The organism is Dyella sp. (assembly GCF_035685805.1).
GTDB lineage: Bacteria > Pseudomonadota > Gammaproteobacteria > Xanthomonadales > Rhodanobacteraceae > Dyella_A.
In genome coordinates, this window is record NZ_DASSAB010000014.1 from 25,609 (window position 1) to 43,519 (window position 17,911).

The 17,911-nt window shown below is 68.8% G+C and carries 16 protein-coding genes; 14 read left to right on the top strand and 2 right to left on the bottom strand.

Annotation, left to right across the window (positions count from 1 at the left end; all coding sequences use genetic code 11):
• Positions 1-7: 7 nt before the first annotated feature.
• On the bottom strand, positions 8-1,429 hold the full coding sequence (locus VFG40_RS02855; RefSeq protein ID WP_324894814.1) for a transglutaminase-like domain-containing protein: 1,422 nt from the start codon (positions 1,427-1,429) through the stop codon (positions 8-10).
• A 264-nt stretch (positions 1,430-1,693) separates the two neighbouring features.
• On the opposite strand from VFG40_RS02855, the gene VFG40_RS02860 reads away from it, so the two are divergent.
• From VFG40_RS02860 to VFG40_RS02920, 13 genes are all read left to right on the top strand, one after another.
• Positions 1,694-2,845, top strand: coding sequence for a DUF819 family protein (locus VFG40_RS02860; RefSeq protein WP_324894693.1), 1,152 nt, complete (start codon positions 1,694-1,696; stop codon positions 2,843-2,845).
• Positions 2,846-2,870: 25 nt separating this feature from the next.
• Positions 2,871-4,274: a C40 family peptidase gene (locus VFG40_RS02865; RefSeq protein ID WP_324894695.1), complete on the top strand. Its 1,404-nt coding sequence runs from the start codon at positions 2,871-2,873 to the stop codon at positions 4,272-4,274.
• Positions 4,275-4,555: 281 nt separating this feature from the next.
• Positions 4,556-5,665, top strand: a complete 1,110-nt coding sequence (locus tag VFG40_RS02870) for a dipeptide epimerase (RefSeq protein WP_324894697.1) — start codon at positions 4,556-4,558, stop codon at positions 5,663-5,665.
• A 2-nt stretch (positions 5,666-5,667) separates the two neighbouring features.
• Positions 5,668-6,525 (top strand): MurR/RpiR family transcriptional regulator, encoded by an 858-nt coding sequence (locus VFG40_RS02875; protein WP_324894699.1) that lies wholly within the window; start codon positions 5,668-5,670, stop codon positions 6,523-6,525.
• Between the two features lie 35 nt (positions 6,526-6,560).
• The gene (locus tag VFG40_RS02880; protein WP_324894701.1) at positions 6,561-7,337 is read left to right on the top strand and encodes a L,D-transpeptidase family protein; all 777 of its coding nucleotides are present in this window, start codon (positions 6,561-6,563) and stop codon (positions 7,335-7,337) included.
• The gene (locus VFG40_RS02885; protein ID WP_324894703.1) at positions 7,334-8,602 is read left to right on the top strand and encodes a dicarboxylate/amino acid:cation symporter; all 1,269 of its coding nucleotides are present in this window, start codon (positions 7,334-7,336) and stop codon (positions 8,600-8,602) included. Before VFG40_RS02880 ends, VFG40_RS02885 begins: the two co-directional genes overlap by 4 nt.
• Positions 8,599-9,738, top strand: a complete 1,140-nt coding sequence (locus VFG40_RS02890; RefSeq protein ID WP_324894705.1) for an NAD(P)/FAD-dependent oxidoreductase — start codon at positions 8,599-8,601, stop codon at positions 9,736-9,738. The genes VFG40_RS02885 and VFG40_RS02890 overlap by 4 nt, the downstream gene beginning before the upstream one ends.
• Before the next feature lie 461 nt (positions 9,739-10,199).
• Positions 10,200-11,549, top strand: coding sequence for an ammonium transporter (locus tag VFG40_RS02895; RefSeq protein ID WP_324894707.1), 1,350 nt, complete (start codon positions 10,200-10,202; stop codon positions 11,547-11,549).
• Between the two features lie 180 nt (positions 11,550-11,729).
• Positions 11,730-12,329 carry an anthranilate synthase component II gene (locus tag VFG40_RS02900; RefSeq protein ID WP_324894709.1) on the top strand — a complete coding sequence of 200 codons (600 nt, stop codon included), beginning with the start codon at positions 11,730-11,732 and terminating at the stop codon, positions 12,327-12,329.
• Positions 12,326-13,375: an anthranilate phosphoribosyltransferase gene (gene trpD, locus VFG40_RS02905; protein ID WP_324894711.1), complete on the top strand. Its 1,050-nt coding sequence runs from the start codon at positions 12,326-12,328 to the stop codon at positions 13,373-13,375. The genes VFG40_RS02900 and trpD overlap by 4 nt, the downstream gene beginning before the upstream one ends.
• A 65-nt stretch (positions 13,376-13,440) precedes the next feature.
• Positions 13,441-14,235: an indole-3-glycerol phosphate synthase TrpC gene (trpC, locus tag VFG40_RS02910; protein WP_324894713.1), complete on the top strand. Its 795-nt coding sequence runs from the start codon at positions 13,441-13,443 to the stop codon at positions 14,233-14,235.
• A gap of 56 nt (positions 14,236-14,291) precedes the next feature.
• Positions 14,292-14,936 carry a haloacid dehalogenase-like hydrolase gene (locus VFG40_RS02915; RefSeq protein WP_324894715.1) on the top strand — a complete coding sequence of 215 codons (645 nt, stop codon included), beginning with the start codon at positions 14,292-14,294 and terminating at the stop codon, positions 14,934-14,936.
• A gap of 126 nt (positions 14,937-15,062) precedes the next feature.
• On the top strand, positions 15,063-16,016 hold the full coding sequence (locus VFG40_RS02920; RefSeq protein WP_324894717.1) for a bifunctional helix-turn-helix transcriptional regulator/GNAT family N-acetyltransferase: 954 nt from the start codon (positions 15,063-15,065) through the stop codon (positions 16,014-16,016).
• Between the two features lie 85 nt (positions 16,017-16,101).
• Here the strand turns inward: VFG40_RS02920 and crp are convergent, their stop codons facing one another.
• Positions 16,102-16,797, bottom strand: a complete 696-nt coding sequence (gene crp / locus VFG40_RS02925) for a cAMP-activated global transcriptional regulator CRP (RefSeq protein ID WP_324894719.1) — start codon at positions 16,795-16,797, stop codon at positions 16,102-16,104.
• Between the two features lie 289 nt (positions 16,798-17,086).
• On the opposite strand from crp, the gene speD reads away from it, so the two are divergent.
• Complete coding sequence (gene speD, locus VFG40_RS02930) at positions 17,087-17,872, top strand: adenosylmethionine decarboxylase (RefSeq protein ID WP_017463029.1); 786 nt, start codon at positions 17,087-17,089, stop codon at positions 17,870-17,872.
• Positions 17,873-17,911: the final 39 nt, after the last annotated feature.

The following is a 17,911-nucleotide window of genomic DNA, read 5'->3' on the forward strand; positions in this document are numbered from 1 at the left end:
CGGCCGGTTAGTTGTCCGAGCGTCCCTGCGCCGGCACGGTGTGCCAGTCGAAGTGGTAATCCCATTGATCGAAGTACAGGTTGCCGCCCTTCCACTCGACTTCACCGCGCTGCGAATCCACCGTCTCCGAGCGCGGGAACGTCTTGGCCGGCACGAACGGCTGGCTGAAGTCGTCGTTGAAGGCGATCCGATAGGCATCCAGCCCGCCCAGGTAGAACCAGCGCAGCGCCGGGTCGTCGCCGGAAGCGGGCTGGAGCTGGCCGAAGGTCACGTCCATCGGCACCCAGCCATAAGGCGGCAGGTACAGCTGGCCCCAGTCGTGGATGTTGTTGTAGCTGGCGTCGGAGAAGATCCAGCCGGACTGCCAGCGGGTCGGAATGCCGTTCAGGCGCAGCAGGGTCATCAGCAGCAACGTCTGCTCGCCGCAGTCGCCGTGGCCGGCGTGCAGGGTGTAGTCGCTGATGTTGCTGAGGGTGGAGTACTCGCGCGCACCGGCCCACGGGATCCGGTCGACCGCGGCGAACAGTTTCTGCGCGATGCGGTAGGGATCCTTCTCGTCGCCCACCACCTTGCGCGAAAACGCGCGCAGGTCGTCGGTGAATACGATGTGCGGCGGGCGCTCGGCGACGTACGGCGCCAGCGCGGGGGTGATCTGCTCGGCGGTGACCCTGGCCGGATCGATCCGGTGGTACTGCGCCAGCACGGTGACGTCGTAGGTGATCGAGAACACCGTGGGCTGGCCGGCAACGGCCTTCTTCTCCAGGTACGCGGTGCGCTGCAGCGCCGATTCCGGCGCGATGCGTGCGCCCGCGGGCGCACTGCCGACCAGCTGGATGCCCTCCTGCTGGCCGGGGATGGCACGCGGGTAGGGAATCCACGCGCGCACTGTTTCTCCCGCCGGCACCGCATCGGCATCCACGGTCAGGGTCTGGGTGACTTCCACCCGGTTCGGCGCGACGCCGGTGCGACCGCTCGCCAGTGCCTCGCGCCGCACTGCGCGATGGTGGTCGTTGAGGATCTCGTTGGGGCCGTCGTCGAACGGCGTCTGCACCGCACGGCGCTGGCGCGCCTCCTCGCTGAGGCGGAACAGGTTGCCGGGAGCGCGGTTGAAATAGCAGGTGCGACCGTCGATGGTCAGGTGCTCGAACAGGCCGGCGCGGTCCCAGCGGGCGAATTCGGCGTCGGTGAGGTCGGGAATCTGCTTGCGCACGCGCGCCCGGGCGGCGTCGGCGTCGAGCGAGAAGTCGAGCCGAATGCGCCGCATCCGCTCGCGCTGGAACGTCAGGCGTTCGCGTTCGGTGGCGTCGAGGCCGGGTTTGGCGAGCGCCGCATCAATCGCGGCGTTGGCGGCCTGGAAGTGGCCGGCGTCGATCTGCGCGATGATCGCGGGCAGGGCTTCGGTGGTCGCCCCTGTCGTGGGTACCGCCATCGCGGCGCCCGCCGTGGCCAGCGAGAGTGTGCAGACGGCGGCCTGCAGCGAGTGACGGAACACCGCTGCGGCGCAGTACCTGCCTGGTTTTCCCCGTCGGCTCATCGTCACGCGACCCCCGCTGGCATGAACTTGCGTGACGGTTGTGTAGCATGCTTGCAAAAGCGGGTCAATAATTTATGCTGCGGTCGACGCGATAAAGAATCAGATATTCCAAGGCGGCGCTGCCTGCGGTGCCGCGGGCGGCTCGCAGAGGGGGTACGGGTGATCCAGACGGTGTGGCCGTTCCTGGGCTTGATGCTGGTGGTGGCGGGCTTGTTTCCGGCGCTGGAGCGTCGCTTCGGCTGGCGCGTGTTCAACGTGCTGCCGCCGATCGTCATGGTCTACCTGCTGGTGACCGCGCTGGCGATCGCCGGGGTGTGGCAGGTCAATGCGCCGATCCGGGCGGCGCAGTCGCTGCTGGTCGGCAATCTCGTGCCGGCACTGCTGTTCCTGTTGATGATCAACTGCGACCTGCGCGCGATCTTCGCGCTGGGGCCGCGCGTGCTGGGCGTGTTCGCCTGCACCACGGTCAGCCTGTTCATCGCCTTCCTCGTCACCTTCATGCTCTATCGCCGCTGGCTGCCCGGGGACGACTGGCATCCGCTGGCAGCGCTGTCCGGCAGCTGGGTTGGCGGCACCGCCAACATGATCGGGGTGAAGCAGGCGATCGGCATGTCCGACCCGCACCTGGCGATGTCGCTGCTCACCGACGCGGTGTGCTACTCGATGTGGGTGGTGGTGCTGTTCTCGGTGGCGCGGCTGGCACCGGCGTTCAACCGCTGGACGCGGGCGCGCTCCAGCGGCGAGCTGCAGGTGGCCGAGGTGGCCGAGCGCGGCCCCACCACGCCGGAGAACGTGCTGCTGTGGCTGGGCATGGCGCTGCTGGCGACCGCGCTCGCACGCCTGCTCGCGGGCGTGCTGCCGGTGTCGGACATGGTCAGCGCCACCACCTGGACGATCCTGCTGTCGACCCTGGCCGGGCTGGCGGTGGCGCACACGCCGCTGGCGCGGTTCCCCGGCGCGGGAAGCATCTCCGGCGCGATGCTGATCTTCGTGGTGGCGGTGCTGGCCTCGCAGAGCAATTTCCACGGCCTCGGCGAGGCGCCGCTGTACCTGCTGTGCGGCATCACGGTCATCGCGTTGCACGCCGTGGTGCTGGCACTGTGCGCGCGGGTGTTCCACTTCGACCTGTACCTGTGCGGCATCGCCTCGCTGGCGCACATCGGCGGCGTCGCCGCGGCGCCGGTGCTGGCAGCGAGCTATTCGCGCGCGCTGGTGCCGGTGGGCATCCTGCTGGCCCTGCTGGGCTACATCCTCGGTACCGGTTTCGGGCTGCTGGTGGCGTCGCTGATGGCGATGCTGGCGGTGCCCTGAGCCTTTCAAACGACGGGACCTGATCATGCACCTTCGAAGCTCCGCCCTCTCTGCCGTGTTGCTCGGCCTGCTGCTCGCCGTGCCGTCGTCCCGGGCCGCGGACAGCCTGCCGGTGCCGCCGTCGGGCGTGCTGGGCGTGGGCGACGCCCAACTCGACCCGCAGTTCTGGATCGACCGGCTGCCGCATCCCGACGCTGTGGTGCTCACGCCGGCCCGCATCGCGGCGCAGAACGCCGCGCTGCTGGCTCGTGACCCCTCGATGCACGATCTGCGCGCGCTGCCCGCGCAACTCGATCGTGCGCGCGTGCAGGGCTGGATCAGCGGGGTTTCCAGCCGTCCCACCCATGCGCTCTACGACGTGCAGGGCACGCCGGTGCCGCAGGCGACACTGGACGGGGTCGTCGCCAATGCCGCCATCGACGCCGTGCCGGCCCACCAGAAAACGCGCTACGGGCTGGTGGTGGAGCGCGCCGCGCTGCGCAGCTTCCCCACCGCGCTGCGCGTGTTCAGCGAGGCCGGCGACACCGACATCGACCGCTTCCAGGAGACCGCCGAATTTCCCGGCACGCCGGTGGTGATCGCGCACACCAGTGGCGACGGCCAGTGGCTGTTCGTGGTGAGCGAACGCTACGCAGCGTGGACGCGGCGCGCGAACATCGCCGAAGGCAGCGCGGCGCAAGTGTTCGGCTACGCGGAAAAGACCCCGTACCGGGTGGTCACCGGCGCCACTGTGCGTACCGTGTTCACCCGCGAGCAGCCGCAGCTGTCGCAGCTGCAGCTGGACATGGGCGACCGCCTGCCACTGGCTACCGGGCTGGCGCCGGACGCCGCGGTGAACGGCCAGACGCCCTACACGTCGCACGTGCTGGAGCTGCCGATCCACGGCAAGGATGGCGCCCTCGCGTTCGCACCGGCGCTGCTGCAGAAGAACACCGACACCGCGGCGGACTACCTGCCGCTGACCCGCGCCAACCTGCTGCGCCAGGCGTTCAAGTTCCTCGGCGAGCGCTATGGCTGGGGCCACGCCTACGATGGCCGCGACTGCTCCGGCTTCGTCTCGGACGTGTACCGCTCGATGGGCGTGCAGATGCCGCGCAACACCAGCCGGCAGGCCATCAGCCCGGCGCTGGCGCATCGCGCGTTCACCGATAAAGACAGCCACGACGAGCGCGTCAGGGCGGCGCAGGCGCTTGAGGTGGGTGATCTGGTCTACATCCCCGGCCACGTGATGATGGTGATCGGCCAGTGGCAGGGGCAGCCGTGGGTGATCCACGACGTGCTCGGCATGAGCTACCGGCAGGCCGATGGCAGCGTGCGCCACGTGAAGCTCAACGCCGTCTCGGTGACGCCGCTGCTGCCGATGCTCTACGGCAAGGATGGCTCCACCTTCATCGACCACATGACCAGCATCGTGCGGATACGGCCGTGATGGGGCGGGGTCCTTCCGGCGCCAAAGCGAAATGGATGACCGGCTTCCGCCGCTGGAAGGCACTTCCGGCTTTCGCGGGAATGACGGTGAGGGCTGACGGGGCCCTGAGGGAACCTTCGGTTTCTACGTCAAGCAAGAAGCCACGAAGACGACCAGGCACACGGGAATCTCCCCACTGGCGTCATTCCCGCGAAAGCGGGAATCCACCTTGCTCTTCACCCGCCAAGACACACTTGCCCACGCGGGCCCCATAAGTTTCCAGGACAAGTGACAGCACATCCATGAAGATCACAGACATCCAGTTCGGCATGTTGCGGGTCCCGCTGAAGACCCCGTTCAAGACCGCGCTGCGCACGGTGAGCACGGTGGAGGACATCGTGGTGATGCTGCACACCGACACCGGCCAGGTCGGCTATGGCGAGGCGCCGGCCACCGCGGTGATTACCGGCGACACGCACGGCTCGATCGTCGATGCGATCCGCCACTACATCGCGCCGCGGCTGATCGGCCAGGAGGTGGCCGACCTCAACCGGCTGACCGGGCTGATCCAGTCGTCGATGGAGAAGAACTCCTCGGCCAAGGCGGCAGTGGAGATCGCGCTGTACGACCTGTGGGGCCAGCTCTACAACGCGCCGCTGTACAAGCTGCTCGGCGGTGGCGACCCGGTGATCACCACCGACATCACCATCAGCGTGGACTACATCGACAAGATGGTGGCCGACTCCGTGGACGCGGTGAATCGCGGCTTCGAGTCGCTCAAGATCAAGGTCGGCAAGGACATCGGCGTGGATATCGAGCGGGTGCGCGCGATCTACGCAGCGGTGGAGAACCGCGCGCTGCTGCGGCTCGATGCCAACCAGGGCTGGACCGCCAAGCAGGCGGTCTATGCGCTGCAGACGCTGGAGGACGCCGGGGTCAAGCTGGAGCTGGTGGAGCAGCCGGTGAAGGCGCGCGATCTCGCCGGCATGCGCTATGTCACCGAGCGCGTGCACACGCCGGTGATGGCCGACGAGAGCGTGTTCGGCCCGATGGAGGTCATCGAGCTGATCCGCCTGCGCGCGGCCGACATCATCAACATCAAGCTGATGAAGACTGGCGGCATCTCCAACGCCATCCGCATCGCCGACATCGCCGCGATGCACGGCATCGACTGCATGATCGGCTGCATGCTGGAGACCTCGATCAGCGTGGCGGCCGCGGTGCACGTGGCGGTGGCCAAGGCCGACGTGATCACCAAGGTCGACCTGGACGGGCCGTCGCTGTGCCGGTTCAACCCGGTCGACGGCGGCGTGCTGTTCAACGAGTCGGAGATCTCCGTGAGCGACGCGCCCGGCCTGGGTATCCGCGAGATCCGCGGGCTGGAACCGATCCCGGCGCAGGGAGCGGCCTGAGCATGTCGCCGCTGGTGAAGATCCGTTCCGAGCGCGACCAGATGTCGGCGGTGGAGCGGCGCATCGCCGATTTCATCGTGGAGAACGCGCAGCTGCTGCGCGACTACTCCTCGCAGCAGCTGGCCAACGCGCTGGGCATCAGCCAGTCGAGCGTGGTCAAGTTCACCCAGAAGCTGGGCTTCAAGGGCTACCCGGATCTCAAGTACTCGATCGGCGAAGCGATTGCCCGCGCCGCGCCGGGTGAGCGCGCGCCGGCCTCGCCGGCACCGGGCGTGGATGCGGGCGAGTCGCCTGGCGACAGCCTGTGGCGGCGCAAGTGTGCCGCGGAGGAAGAAACCCGCGTGATCAACGACCCCGGGACGCTGCGTGCGGTGGCCGAGGCGATCGATCGCGCCAGCCGCAGCGGGCGGGTGTTCCTGCTCGGCATGGGCGACGACGACGTGCACGTGCGTGCCTTTGCGCTGCGACTGGCACTGCTGGGCATCCTCACGGTGCACAGCTTCGACATGGTGCGGATGACCTCGAACGTGTCCGCCGCCCAGGCCGGCGACGTGCTGGTGGTGATCTCCGAGTTCGGCAACCACGTGGCACTGGGCAAGATCGCCCGCCAGTTCCGCGAGCGGCGCGGGCAGCTGGTCACGCTGACCCGGCACACGGCCAACCCGCTGCGCACGCTGGCCGACCTGTCACTGGTGGTGTCGGCGCACGACGAGCAGCCGTACATCCAGTCGCTGCTGTACCAGTCGGCGATGCAGCACCTGCTGGACAGCGTGTTCGTGCTGCTGTGCGAAGGCCACGACGACCGCCACGCGCAATTGCTCGGCAACCTCGAGCGGATCCAGCACATCCTCGAACCCTAGATCCCGCACATCGACGCTTCGGCAGGCAGGTTTTCATGCGTTTTTCCGTTCCCCTTTCATGCCGCGTGCTGGTGCTTGCCGTGCTGGTCGCATCCGCATCGGCACCGGCGTCGGCTGCGTCACCGCCCTGGCACGGCGCGCGCCAGCTGGTGCTGGTCACCACCGGTGGCTGGGACGACGACCACGGCACGCTGCGCCGCTATTCCCGCCAGGACGGCCGCTGGGTGCCCGCGGCGAGCCCGGTGCCGGTGGTGATCGGCAAACACGGCGCGGCCTGGGGGCTGGGGCTGCAGGCGCCGCGCACCGACGGCCCGGTCAAGCACGAGGGCGACGGGCGCAGCCCGGCCGGTGTGTTCCCCATCGGCACCGCGTTCGGCTACGCCAGGGCGCTGGCGACGGCGATGCCCTACCGCGCGCTGAGCGCCACCGACTGGTGCATGGACGTGAGCGGAGCGCCGCACTACAACCGCATCGTCGACGCCGCGGTGGTCGGCGCGGACGCGGTGAAGGGTTCGTCCGAGCCGATGCGCCGCGACATCCACGTGCACGGCGACCAGCGCTACCGCATGGGCTTCGTCATCGAGAGCAACCCGGACGCCGTGCCCGGCGCCGGCAGCTGCATCTTCGGCCACCTGTGGGCCTCGCCCGATGCCGGTACCGCCGGCTGTACCGCGATGACACCCGGGTCGATGCGCAACCTGCTCCGCTGGCTCAAGCCCGAGGACCATCCGGTATTCGTGCTGCTGCCGCGGCAGGCGTACGCGGCGGTGAAGGATGACTGGCAACTGCCGGCGCTGGAGGGCAGCCGATGAGCGCGCGCCGCGCCGGTGGCCGCGGGGTCAGCCCGACGGCACGCGTGCTGCTGGGCCTGGCGCTGGGTGCGGCGATCGGGCTGGCGCTGGCGGCGTTCGATCCCTCGACGGCACAGACCGTGGCCGCGGTGGTGCAGCCGGTGGGCAAGCTGTGGCTGGCCGCCCTGCAGATGACCGTGGTGCCGCTGGTGCTGTCGCTGGTGGTGGTGGGCGTGAACACCGCCAGCGACGCGGCCGCCTCCGGCCGCGTGGCGCGCCGGGCGATCGGCGTATTCCTGGTGCTGCTCGCCGGCGGCGCCTTCCTCGCGGCGCTGCTGGCGCCGTGGCTGTTCCGGCTGTTTCCGCATGACCCGGCGCTGAGCGAGGCGCTGAGCCACGCCACCGTGCCGCTGTCGGCACGCACCGCGCCCACCGGCTGGGTCGAGGCAGTGACCTCGATCGTGCCGACCAATGCAATTGCGGCCGCCGCGCAGAGCGCGATGCTGCCGCTGGTGGTGTTCGCGCTGTTCCTCGGTTTTGCGCTCACCCAGATCAAGCCGGAGCGGCGCGCGCTGCTGGTGGAGTTCTTCCAGTCGATCGCCGACGCGATGATCGTGATCGTGCGCTGGGTGCTGTGGGTGGCGCCGCTGGGCGTGTTCGCCCTGATCCTGGCGGTGTGCGCGCGTGCCGGGCTCAGCATGCTCGGCGCGCTGGGCATCTACGTGCTGGTCGAGTGCCTGCTGTACCTCACGGTGACGCTGGCGATGCTGGCCGTGGCGGTGACCTGGGGCGGCGAAACGCTGCGCCGGTTCGCTCCCGCACTGGTGCCGGCGCAGGTGGTGGCGCTGAGCACGCAGTCGTCGCTGGCCTCGCTGCCGGCCATGCTCGAGGGGGCCAACCGCACCCTCGGTTACCCCGAGCGTGTCACTGCGCTGGTGCTGCCGATGGCGGTGTCGCTGTGCCGGCTGACCAGTCCGGTGCAGTACGTGGCCTCGGCGTCGTTCATTGCCTGGGCCTACGGCATCGACCTGTCGCCGGCCGCGCTGTGCGCCGGCGCTGCGCTGGCGGTGGTGATCAGCCTGGGCTCGGTCGGTTTGCCGGGGCAGGTCACCTTCATCGCCACCAACCTGCCCGTGGCGCAGGCGATGGGAGTGCCGGTGGGCCCGCTGGGCCTGATGCTGGCGGTGGACACCTTGCCGGACACGCTCGCCACGCTGGGCAACGTCACCTGCGACCTCGCCGCGACCAGTGTGGTGGTGCGCCAGTCGGCGGAGGACGCGCCATGAGTCGCGAGGCTGCCGACGTGATCGTGATCGGTGCCGGCATCGCCGGCGCCTCGGCCGCGTATTTCCTGGCGCCTCACGCACGCGTAGTCGTGCTGGAGCGCGAACCGTATGCCGGCATGCACACCACCGGACGCTCTGCCGCCTTGTTCAGCGAAACCTACGGCTCGCCGCAGGTGCGCGCATTGACGCGGGCGACGCGGCCGTTCCTGGCACGGCCGCCGGAGGGGTTCGCGGCGCACCCGATTCTCACGCCGCGCGGTGCGACCATCGTCACTCATGCGGCGCAGGCCGACCGCATGCGCGCGATGTTCGAGGACATGCGCCGCGACACGCCGGATCTGCAGCTGCACGACGGCTCGCGGGTGCGCCACGACGTGCCGGTGCTGCGGCCGGAGGCGGCGATGCTCGGCCTGCATGAGCCGGGCGCGGCCGACATCGACGTCAATGAACTGCACCAGGGCTTCCTGCGCGGGTTGCGTGCCCGCGGCGGGAAGCTGCACGTCAACGTCGCCATCGGCGCCATCGAGCACGGCGCCGACGGCTGGGCCGTGCATGCCGGTAACGTTGCCTTCCACGCGCCGCTGCTGCTCAACGCCGCCGGGGCATGGGTCGATCAGGTCGCCGCGCTGGCCGGCGTGACGCCGCTGGGCATCGTGCCGAAGCGGCGTTCGGCGTTCGTGTTCGAGCCGCCCGCGGGCATGGACGTCACGCACTGGCCGTTCGTGTGCGATCTGGACGAGACGTTCTACTTCAAACCGGATGCCGGCCAGCTGCTGGGCTCGGCGGCGAATGCCGATCCCACCCATCCGCATGACGTGCAGCCGGAAGAGTTCGACATCGCGCTGGGCATCCACCAGATCGAGCAGGCCACCACCCTTCAGATCCGCCGGCCGACGCGAACCTGGGCCGGGCTGCGTTCGTTTGTCGCCGGCGGCGATCTGGTCGGCGGTTTCGCGCCGGATGCGCCTGGGTTCTTCTGGGTTGCCGCGCAGGGCGGCTACGGCATCCAGACCTCGGCGGCGATGGGCGAGACCTGTGCGAGCCTGGCGCTGGGTCGGCCACTGCCTGGGCATCTGCAGGACGCGGGGCTCACCGCCGCGATGCTGGCGCCGCAGCGGGCGGGCCTGCGTCGCTGATCTCTCTCCGGACGCCGCTCGCGCCCGTGGTGGCCGGGCCGCGCTTGGCCAGGTGTGGCGGCCGTCGCGATACGCGGCTGCGCCCTGCAGCGGCTCCGCGATGGGCGTGCGCCCGCCAGAGTCCCTGCGCTGTCGACGCACGCTGCGCGCCGCGCGCCGCGCTGCGCATATGACCACCCGCGGGGGCGGCCGGGGGTGGATGTTGCTTGCCGACGCAGGAAACATCTGGCGTGCCCTTTCCGAGCGTAGCCCCCCCGCGCCGGCCTTCCTTTGCTGCGGCACCGCAGCCGTGGACGCGGCGGCGCCCTGCTGGAGCCGCCCCGCAGGACCGATCAGTTATGAAGGCGACGCCAACGCTGCAGCTGCCTGCCATCACCGTGTCTCGATCTGCCACTGCAGAGCATCCCGGTTGCATCTGACTGGCCACGTGCGGCGTCGTCGGTGCGGCCCGGACCTGACCCATGTCTTCTGCATCGAGCATCGCCACCGACACTGCCTGGACCGCCCTTACGGCGGTGCTGTTGATGTTCATGCACGCGGGGTTCGGCTTCTACGAGGCCGGCATGTGCCGCTACAAGAACGCGGTCGACACGCTGGCGCACAACCTGGTGATCCTCGCGATCACGCTGGTGGTGTTCTGGGCCGCGGGGTTCGCCCTCGGGTTCGGCAACGGGCATCCCCTGATGGGCCTCGTCGGATTCTTTCCCGACCTGGACGACGCGGGCTGGTCGAGCTTCCGCGCACTGCAGGAAGGACGCCACGTGCCGCTGGCGGTGGCGTTTGCCTTTGCGCTCTCGCTCGCGGATACCCCGGCCACGCTGATCGCGGGCACCGGGGCGGAGCGGATACGGCTTGGCGCGGTGATCGTGTTGACCCTGTTGATGTCGACGCTGATGTTCCCGGTGGCGGCGCATTGGGTGGTGGGCGGCGGTTGGCTTGCCCGGCGCGGCACGCCGATGGTCGATACCGGTTCGGGCTTCGTGCATCTCACCGGCGGCTTCAGCGCGCTTGCCGTGGCACTGGCGCTTGGCCCGCGGCGCGGCCGCTTTGCCCCCGGCCGCAGAGTGACCGACCCGATTCCGCCGCATGCGATGCCGATGGTGTTCCTGGGCGTTTTCATCCTCTGGCTCGGCTTCTTTGCCTACAACGCGGGTTTCGCCATGACGGTGAATGGCTCGATCGGGCTGGTCATCGCCAACACGGCGCTGGCCGGCGGATTTGGCAGCGTGACGGCGATGGCCTGCGCCTACGGCGCCAGCCGCGGCGGCTATGCGCGATTGCGCCCCACGATGGTCGGCCTGCTCACCGCCAACGTGGCGATCACCGCGGCCCCCGCGGTCGTCGCGCCGTGGGCCGCGGCGTGCATAGGCACCCTCGCCGGGGCGGCGGCGGTGGGCTCGATGAGCTTGTGGGCCCGTCTGCGCGTGGACGATCCGACCGAGTACCTCACAATGAACCTGGTTGGCGGGGCGCTCGGCCTGCTCACCACCGGCCTCTTCGCCTCGCCGGCCATCGCACGCCGCTCTCACGAGGCGGAGGTTCCCGCCGCGGGCCTGATCTATGGCAGCGGCGAGCTGCTGCTGAGCCAGTGCATCGGTGCGCTGGCGATCGGCGCGTTCGCGTTCACAACCGTGGGTCTGGCCAGCCTTGCCCTGCGGCGCAAGGGCAAGCTGCGCGCGCCGCCGCGCGAAGAGGATCAAGGTGCGGACCGCTCCACCCACGGCGAGGCCGCGCAGGATCACTCCAGCGGCCCCGGCGGCCGCTTCGAGCACGAGCCGCGCCATGCGCGGGCGGCGGACCGGGCCGACTGACCCAAGGGCCGCGCCCGCCCATGCGTGCGGCCGCGGCGGCGTGGCATCATCGCAATCCTGCGATCGATGCTCCCGGCCAACAATCGCTGATCGAGCTGGCTCCGCCGTGCAGCTGCGGAGCGGTTCGCGAGCGGCCGAGGCATTGGCCACCGGCGTCGACGAACCCACGGAACCGTGCGCATGCTCTTGATGATCGACAACTACGACAGCTTCACCTTCAACCTCGTCCAGTACCTGGGCGAGCTGGGGCAGGAGGTGAGGGTGGTGCGCAACGACGCGCTGGACGTAGCCGCCATCCGCGCGCTGAAGCCCTCGCACATCATGATCTCGCCCGGCCCGGGCACGCCCGACGATGCCGGCGTGTCGCTGGCGATCCTGCGCGAGATGGCCGGCGAGTTGCCGATCTTCGGCGTGTGCCTGGGGCATCAGGCGATCGGTCAGGCGTTCGGCGGCAGGGTGATCCGCGCCAAGCAGATCATGCATGGCAAGGTCTCGCCGATCCGCCACCGCGGGCAGGGCGTGTTCGCCGGCTTGCCGGACCCCTTCGAGGCCACGCGCTATCACTCGCTGGTGGTCGAGCAGGGTTCGCTGCCGGAGTGCCTGGAAGTGACCGCCTGGACCGAGCATGCCGACGGTTCGATCGACGAGATCATGGGCCTGCGCCACAAGACGCTGCCGGTGGAAGGGGTGCAATTCCATCCCGAGTCCATCCTCACCCAGCACGGCCACGCGATGCTGGCGAACTTCCTCGGCCTGCCGGCCCGGAAGCTTGCGGCATGATGTCGCGCGAGCTGCACATCACCCCGCAGGAAGCCCTGCAGCGCACGATCGAGCATCGGGAGATTTTCCACGACGAGATGATCGCGCTGATGCGCCAGATCATGCGCGGCGAAGTGAGCCCGCTGATGACCGCGGCGATCATCACCGGCCTGCGCGTGAAGAAGGAAACCATCGGCGAGATCACCGGCGCGGCGCGCGTGATGCGTGAGCTCTCGGCCAAGGTCGAGGCGCCGCCGCATGCCCACTTCGTGGACATCGTGGGCACCGGCGGGGACGGCGCGTCGAGCTTCAACATCTCCACCGCGTCGATGTTTGTCGCCGCGGCGGCCGGGGCGCGCGTGGCCAAGCACGGCGGACGCAGCGTGTCGTCCAAATCCGGCAGCGCCGACGTGCTCGAGGCCTTGGGAGCATCGATCGACCTGAGCCCCGCGCAAGTTGCCGAGTGCATGGCGGAGACCGAGATCGGCTTCATGTTTGCGCCGAACCATCATCCGGCGATGAAGGTGGTGGCGCCGGTGCGCAAGGAGATGGGCGTGCGCACCCTGTTCAATATTCTCGGGCCGCTGACCAACCCGGCCGACGCGCCGAACATCCTGATGGGCGTGTTTCATCCCGACCTGGTCGGTATCCAGATCCGCGTGCTGCAGCAGCTGGGCGCGCGGCACGCGATGGTCGTGTGGGGGCGCGACGGCATGGACGAGATATCGCTTGGCGCCGCCACGCTGGTGGGCGAGTTGCGCCACGGCCAGGTGCGCGAATACGAGATCGAGCCGGAGGACTTCGGTCTGGCGATGGCCTCCAGCCGCAACCTGCGGGTGGAGAGCGTGGCCGAATCGCGCGCCATGCTCGAGGACGCGCTGGCCGGCCGGCACGGCGTGGCGCACGACATCGTGTGCCTCAACGCCGGCGCGGCGCTCTACACGGCCGACGTGGTCGACAGCATCGACGACGGCATCACCCTGGCGCGCGACACCATCGCCAGCGGCGCCGCCCGTGCGAAACTCCAGCAGTTCGCTTCCACCACGCGACGCCTCGCGGGTCGCTGACGCCCCCTGCGGGCGCGCTATCCTGTGCAACTGCCGCGCGTGCGGCGCCCAACGACAGCATCATCATGGCCGACATCCTGCAACGCATCCTCGTCCGCAAGACGGAAGAAATCGCCGAGCGCAGCGCCAAGGTCTCGCTCGACGAGCTGGCCGCGCGGGTGGCCGACATGCCCGGCACGCGCGGTTTCGCCGCGGCCATCGAGAGCAAGATCGAGGCGGGCCTGCCGGCGGTGATCGCCGAGGTGAAAAAGGCCAGCCCGAGCAAGGGCGTGATCCGCGCCGATTTCGACGCCGCCGCCATCGCGCGCAGCTACGAGGCGGCCGGGGCGGCCTGCCTGTCGGTGCTGACCGACAAGGACTTCTTCCAGGGCAGCGAGGAATTCCTGCATCAGGCGCGCAACGCGTGCTCGCTGCCGATCCTGCGCAAGGATTTCGTGATCGACCCGTACCAGGTGTACGAAGCGCGCGCGATCGGTGCGGACTGCATCCTGCTGATCGCCGCGGCCGTGGGCGATGCGGAGTTGATGAACCTCGCGCTGCTGGCCGCCGAGCTGGACCTGGACGTGCTGTGCGAAGTGCACGATGCCGAGGAGCTCGAGCGTGCCCAGGCGCTGCCGGTGCCGATGATCGGCGTCAACAACCGCAACCTGCGCACCTTCGACACCACCCTCGAGACCACGCTGGAGCTGCAGCCGCTGGTCGAGTACGACCGGATTCTGGTGGCGGAGTCCGGCATCCACACCCCCGAGCACGTGCGCGAGCTGCGCGAGGCCGGTGTGCACGCGTTCCTGGTCGGTGAGGCGTTCATGCGCGCGGTCGATCCCGGTACCGAACTCAAGCGCCTGTTCGACGCGGACTGAGCGTGGTCGAGGTCCCGATGCCGGCGCCCGGCGGAGCGGCGCCGGAGCCTGCTGCCATGCCGCGCACGGTGTTGTTCGACCTGGACGGCGTGATCACCGTGGGCGATTCGTTTGCCGGCTTCATGCGCGAGCGCTACGCCGGTCTGGGCCGCAAGTTGCTGTTGCTGCCCGCGTTGCCGTGGCTGGCGCTGGTCCGGCTGTTTTCCTGGCGGCTCGCCGTGCGCACGCTGGTACACGTGGGGCTGTTGGGAGTGAGCGAGCGGCGCTACGGCGAACTGGCACAGGATTTTGCCTCGCGGCTGGTGCGCCGGCCCCGGCAGTTCCAGCGCGACGCACTGCTGGTGCTTCGCCGTCACCAGGCCCAAGGCGACCGGGTCATCGTGGTGACCGGCAGCGAGCACACGCTGGCGCAGAGCCTGCTTTCGCAACTCGGGCTGGTCGGGGTGGAGCTGGTCGCCTCGCGACTCAAGCCCGGGGCGCTGGGCATGCGCCTGGCCCACCACAACGTGGGTGCCGGCAAGGTCCTGGCTTTGGCTGCCTACGGCGTGTCGGCCTGGCAGCGCGCCTATGGCGACTCGTTGCACGATCTGCAGATGCTCAAGGCCGCTGCCGAACCCGTGCTGGTCAACGGCACGCCAAAGCTGTGCAAGCGCATCGAACAGGCACTGGGGCGACCGGTGGAGCGCGTGGCCTGGTTCTGAGGGGCGAGCTTTCGCGACCCGTGAAGTCTGCAGTGCCACAGCGCCGCCTTGGCTGGCGAAAGGCACTTGAGCGCCGGCATCCCGCGATATACGTTAGCGCTAACGTATATCGCCCGGTCCCACTCCATGTACCTCGCATCGCTGGGCAAGCTAGCCCTCGGCAGTCGACTCAAGGCACTCAGCGACCAGTTCTACGCGGCGGCAGACGAGGTCTACCGCACGCTCGACGCGCCGATCGAAGCACGCTGGCTGCCGGTGTTGCGCTACCTGTGGGAAACCGGCCCCAGTACGGTCACGGCGGTGGCCGAGGCCATTGGCCAGACCCATTCGGCCGTGAGCCAGCTCACCGACAAGCTGGTCCGGGCCGGCATGGTGCGTCGTCGGCGCGATGCCGCCGACCGTCGCCGCAGCGTGCTCACGCTCACCGACAAGGCGCACGCGTCGCTTGGCGGCCTCGGGCCGATCTGGTGTGCGGTGCGCCGCGGGGTGGAGGTGGCGCTGGAAGAGCAGGGCACGCACTTGCTCGACGCCACGGCGGCGTGCGAGCGCGCGCTCGCGGAGCGGCCGGTGGCGGCGGCGATCCTCGCCGAGCACGCGGCGATCGTTGCCACGCCCGTGGAGATCGTGCCGTTCGCGCCGGCCCTGCGTGGGCATTTCTACCGCTTGAACGCGCAATGGCTGGAGCGCTATTTCCAGATCGAAGCGGTCGATCGCGCGGTGCTGACCGAACCCGAGCGCCACATCCTGCAGCCCGGCGGCGCGATCTTCTTCGCGCGGCTGGGCGAGGACGTGATCGGCACCTGCGCTCTATTGCAGGAGGCTCCCGGGGTGTTCGAGCTGACCAAGATGGCGGTCGACGAGACCTTCCGCGGTCTGGGCGCCGGCCAGCGCCTGCTCGATGCATGTCTTGCCGAATTCCGCCGGCGCAAGGGGCGCACGCTGTTCCTGGAATCGAACAGCCGTCTCAGCACGGCGCTGCGGATGTACGAGAAGGCGGGCTTCGTGATGCAGCCGACGATTCGCCCGGACTCGCACTACGCACGGGCGGACGTCTACATGGTCTACCAGCCGCGCGCGTAGGCGCCGGCTCGGCCGTCGGCGGGGCGGAGCGCGAGTGTGGGCATCGGGGTGATCGCCTCCCGCTCTGGCGGGAGGCGGAAGAACATCAGCGCGTGCCGAACACCACGATGGTCTTGCCGGACACCTGGATCATGCCCTGCTCTTCGAGCTGCTTGAGCACGCGTCCCACCATCTCGCGCGAGCAGCCGACGATGCGGCTCACTTCCTGGCGCGAGATGCGGATCTGCGTGCCATCGGGGTGGGTCATGGCATCCGGTTCCTGGCACAGGTCCAGCAGGGTGCGCGAGATCCGGTTGGTGACATCCATGAAGGCCATGCGGCTGACCTGGCGCGAGGTACGCAGCAGGCGGTTGGTCAGCTGGGCACCGATCGCGAACAGGATTTTCGGGCACTCCTCGCGCAGCTGGCCCTCCATCAGCTGAAACAGTCGCTCGTAGCTGATCTCGGCCATTTCGCATGGGGTGCGCGTGCGCACCATCGACTCGCGTTGCGCCTGCTCCACGAACAGGCCCATCTCGCCGATGAACTGGCCCCGGCTGATGTAGGCGAGGATCAGCTCGCGGCCCTGCTCGTCCTCGGTGCAGACGGCCAGAGACCCTTCCACCACGTAGTAGAGGGTGTTGGCCGGGTCGCCGGGCCGGATGATCGCCGTCTTGCCGGGGTAGCGGCGGCGATGGCACAGCGCCAGGAAGCGCTCCATCGAGGCCGGATCCGGCGCAAAGCCCAGCGGGGCCTGGGACAGTTCGAATGCTTGCTGCAGCTGGTATTTGAGTTGCGCCACGATGTTTTCCGGTATTGAGGTGACCCGGGCCGCCGCCAGAAGGCCGGACCCTGCGTGTGCGTAAGCGTTTCCCCTGTGCACGGCATTATGGCAAACCCGTGGCGCGGGCGCAGTTTCAGTTTTCGCCGGTTTTGGCCCATACTTTGCGGTCTTCCACAACCGCCGTGCTGTTGCACGACGGTCACAAGGGTCGCGGAAGCTAGTTGTTTTCGTGCCGTACCATCCAGCGGGGACCCTTGTCGCTAACCCGCCTCTGCTGCTGGCCGCCGCGCGGCCATGGAGAGTTTTCGTGGTTAAACCGCTTCCCCGCCTGCGCCTGCAAGGGTTCAACAACCTGACCAAGGCGTTGAGCTTCAACATCTATGACATCTGCTACGCGGTGTCCGAAGAGCAGCGCCAGCGCTACATCGAGTACATCGACGAGCAGTACGACGCCGACCGCCTGACGCAGATCCTCACCGACGTGGCGGAGATCATCGGCGCGAACATTCTCAACATCGCGCGCCAGGACTACGACCCGCAGGGCGCCTCGGTCACCATCCTGATCTCCGAGGAGCCGGTGGTGGAGAAGCTCGGCCGCGATTCGATCGCCGGCGCCGTGGTGGCCCACATGGACAAGAGCCACATCACCGTCCACACCTACCCGGAGACGCATCCGCACAACGGCATCGCGACCTTCCGTGCGGACATAGACGTGGCCACCTGCGGCGTGATCTCGCCGCTGAAGGCGCTGAACTACCTGATCGACAGCTTCGAGTCGGACATCGTCATCGCCGACTACCGCGTGCGCGGTTTCACCCGCGACGTGAAGGGCAAGAAGCACTTCATCGACCACAAGATCAACTCGGTGCAGGACTACCTGGCGCGCCACATCCGCCAGAAGTACGAGATGTTCGACGTCAACGTGTATCAGGAAAACATGTTCCACACGAAGATGCACATCAAGGACTTCGATCTGGATACGTACCTGTTCGAGGCGCATGCCGACGACCTCTCGTTCAAGGAGCGCCAGCGGATCGAGTCGCTGCTGCGCCGCGAGATCGAGGAGCTCTTCCACGGCCGCAACCTGATGTGACCAGAAACCCGCCGAAAGGCGGGTTTTTGTTTTCCGGCG